This is a genomic window from Streptococcus sp. (assembly GCF_030528045.1).
Taxonomy (GTDB): domain Bacteria; phylum Bacillota; class Bacilli; order Lactobacillales; family Streptococcaceae; genus Streptococcus.
Map to the genome: position 1 here is coordinate 1 of NZ_JAUMZR010000073.1, position 2,919 is coordinate 2,919.

Annotated in this window: 3 protein-coding genes; all 3 read right to left on the bottom strand. The window is 40.9% G+C overall.

What is annotated here, in order from left to right:
• Window positions 1-91: 91 nt before the first annotated feature.
• The 3 genes from ftsX to prfB all read right to left on the bottom strand — a co-directional run bounded on the left by ftsX (window position 92) and on the right by prfB (window position 2,816).
• Window positions 92-1,018 carry a permease-like cell division protein FtsX gene (gene ftsX, locus Q4A91_RS09315; RefSeq protein WP_303214243.1) on the bottom strand — a complete coding sequence of 309 codons (927 nt, stop codon included), beginning with the start codon at window positions 1,016-1,018 and terminating at the stop codon, window positions 92-94.
• Complete coding sequence (gene ftsE, locus Q4A91_RS09320; RefSeq protein ID WP_000022275.1) at window positions 1,011-1,703, bottom strand: cell division ATP-binding protein FtsE; 693 nt, start codon at window positions 1,701-1,703, stop codon at window positions 1,011-1,013. Before ftsE ends, ftsX begins: the two co-directional genes overlap by 8 nt.
• A 17-nt stretch (window positions 1,704-1,720) precedes the next feature.
• Window positions 1,721-2,816 (bottom strand): peptide chain release factor 2 gene (gene prfB / locus Q4A91_RS09325; RefSeq protein ID WP_303214246.1). Its coding sequence is split into 2 segments (ribosomal slippage): window positions 1,721-2,743 and window positions 2,745-2,816, totalling 1,095 coding nucleotides; the frame shifts between segments, so codons are not numbered across the junction.
• Window positions 2,817-2,919 lie beyond the last annotated feature (103 nt).

Consider the following 2,919-nt stretch of genomic DNA (forward strand, 5'->3'; position numbering starts at 1 on the left):
CTCCTCTCGTGCTTAGTTATAGGTCACCCACTACAGTTGACATAGAGCCATTATTTTTCTGATTTGTTCTGCAATTTGCATTTAAATCCAACTAGATCTTCAAGAATCGACGCATTGAAATCCCTGAACCAATTGAACCAATGAAAATTCCGATTATAAATAATAGGACTGTCATCAGAGGGATAAACACATCTGGAGTAATCATTGACAAGTTTTGACCTACCAAGGATTTATTGACCGATTGATAAACCATATTGTAAACAAAGAATACAAGGACTGAAGGAATTGCTGCACCGAGCAAGCCAATAAAAGCACCTTCTAGCAAGAATGGACCACGGATATAGCCATTTCTCGCTCCTACCAGACGCATAATCTGAATCTCACGACTACGTGAAATAATAGTGATACGGATGGTATTGGAAATGAGAAAGACTGCGATAAAAATCAAGAGCCCTGCAATAACCAATCCCCAAACACGGATAAAGGAAGCTAGTTCAAAAAGTCGTTGAGTGTTGGCTCCACCATCTTGAACCTCTGATACTCCCTCAATTTTCTTAGCTTCTTCAGCTACCGTTTTAACATCACGCGGAGAATTTGTATCGACGATATAAGCATCATAGAGAGGGTTTGCATCCCCTTCAAAGACCTTCCAATCATCACCCATTGTTTCCGTTAGTTTTTCGTACTGTTCTTCTTTACTTGAGAAGGTAACACTCTTAACAGCAGGCATAGCTTTCAAAGCATCATAGACCTTGTGGTAGTCATTATTGGTAACTGTCTGACCTTCTTTTTCAATCGTTTCACTGTTATCAGCTACATCCTTACGAATGTAAACCATTACCCGAACGTTGTTTTCAATATCGGTAGCCAGTTTTGCTGTATTAAAAATTACAGATGCAAACAGGGCAACAAGGGTCAAGGTAATCATAACCGAACTCACTGCTGCTACTGTCATCCAGCCATTTCGTTTTAAACTTTTTAATGATTCAAATAAATGGCGAAAAAATCTACTAATCATCGTATCCATATTCTCCTTTAGCTTCGTCACGAACGACACGGCCATTTTCAATGGCAATGACACGGTGGCGCAAGGTATTTACAATCTGGCTATTGTGAGTTGCCATCAAGACAGTAGTACCTTGGAGATTGATGCGTTCCAACAGATTCATAATTTCCCATGAATTATCTGGGTCCAAGTTTCCTGTTGGCTCATCGGCAATCAATACTTTAGGATTGTTGACAATCGCGCGAGCAATCGCAATCCGTTGCTGCTCTCCACCTGAGAGTTCATTAGGGAAAGAGCGAACCTTATGTTTCAAACCAACCAGGTCCAATACTTCCATAACACGTTTTTTGATGTTACGACGGCTCTCACCGATTACTTCCATTGCATAGGCAATATTCTCATAAACAGTCTTCTTAGGCAAGAGTTTGTAATCCTGAAAGACTACCCCGACACTACGACGTAGCAGTGGGACATCTTTCTTCTTAATTTTAACTAAATTAAAGCCTGCAACTGTTAGGCTTCCTTTTTCGATCTTTACTTCTCGGTATAAAGCTCGAATAAAGGTTGACTTACCTGCCCCAGAAGGTCCTACGATATAGGCAAACTCTCCTGGTTCAATGGTAACAGATACACCACGCAGGGCAGTCGTTCCATTGTCATACTTTTTGACAACATCTCTCATTTCAATGATTGACATATGAGTTCCTTTCTATCTTAGCTGATTCGCCACTTGAGGTAGGCATCGATAAAACCATCAAGGTCTCCATCCATCACCTTATCTACCTGAGCAACTTCAAAGCTTGTACGGTGATCTTTTACCATAGTATAAGGCGTGAAAACATATGAACGGATTTGGCTTCCCCATGTGATTTCTTTTTTCTCACCTTTAAGGGAATCAACTTCCGCAGCTTTCTTTTCTTGCTCCATTTGATAGAGCTTAGCCTGCAACATCTTCATGGCACGATCTCTATTCCCATACTGGGTACGATCGACCGTTGATTGGACGACAGTTCCCGTAGGAATGTGTGTCAAACGCACACCTGTTGAAACCTTATTGACGTTTTGTCCACCAGCACCACCTGAACGGAAAGTATCCATTTTGATATCATCTTCACGAATCTCCACTTCGATGGTATCATCCAACTCAGGCATAACCTCTACGGATGTAAATGAAGTATGGCGGCGTTTGGCAGAGTCAAATGGCGAAATACGGACCAAACGGTGAACACCCATTTCTGATTTAAGTAGGCCGTATGCATTGGGTCCTTCAAAAGACAAGGTCACAGATTTGATACCCGCTTCATCACCAGCCTGGTAATCCAATACTTCTACTTTAAAGCCTTTGGCATTTCCATAACGAGTATACATACGAAGCAACATATCGCCCCAATCCTGTGCCTCAGTACCACCAGATCCTGGATGGATTTCCAAGATTGCATTATTATGGTCATAAGGTTCTGACAAGAGAAGGGTCATCTCGTAGCTGGTCATCATCTTATCCAGTTCCGTCAACTGTTCGACCAGTTCATCATGGACTGACTTGTCTTCTGCTAAAAAGTCCAATAAAATCTCAACTTCATCCTGCAACTCTTCCATTTTACGGAAGGTGTTGTAGGTGTTTTTTAATTCATTTAATTCTTGCGACGTTTTTTGGGCCGCGATATTATCGTTCCAAAAATCAGGTTCTGTCATCTTGTTTTCCAAGATGGCAATCTCTTCCTCTAAGCCTTCGAGGTCAAAGAGACCCCCTAAAAGAAGCTAATTTTTCACGATTTGCGTCAATTTTTTGACGAATTTCTGAAATGTCCATAGATACTCCTTTTCATATCGTTTTATTATACCATAATCTCTCATTTCTTTCCATATTTTGCTTTTCACCGCTTTTTATGGCAGAAGAAAAGAGGCTCTATAAT

Excerpts from the sequence above, each read along its gene's own strand:
- ftsX (WP_303214243.1), bottom strand. The coding sequence starts at position 1,018 with ATGATTAGTAGATTTTTTCGCCATTTATTTGAATCATTAAAAAGTTTA.
- ftsE (WP_000022275.1), bottom strand. The coding sequence starts at position 1,703 with ATGTCAATCATTGAAATGAGAGATGTTGTCAAAAAGTATGACAATGGA.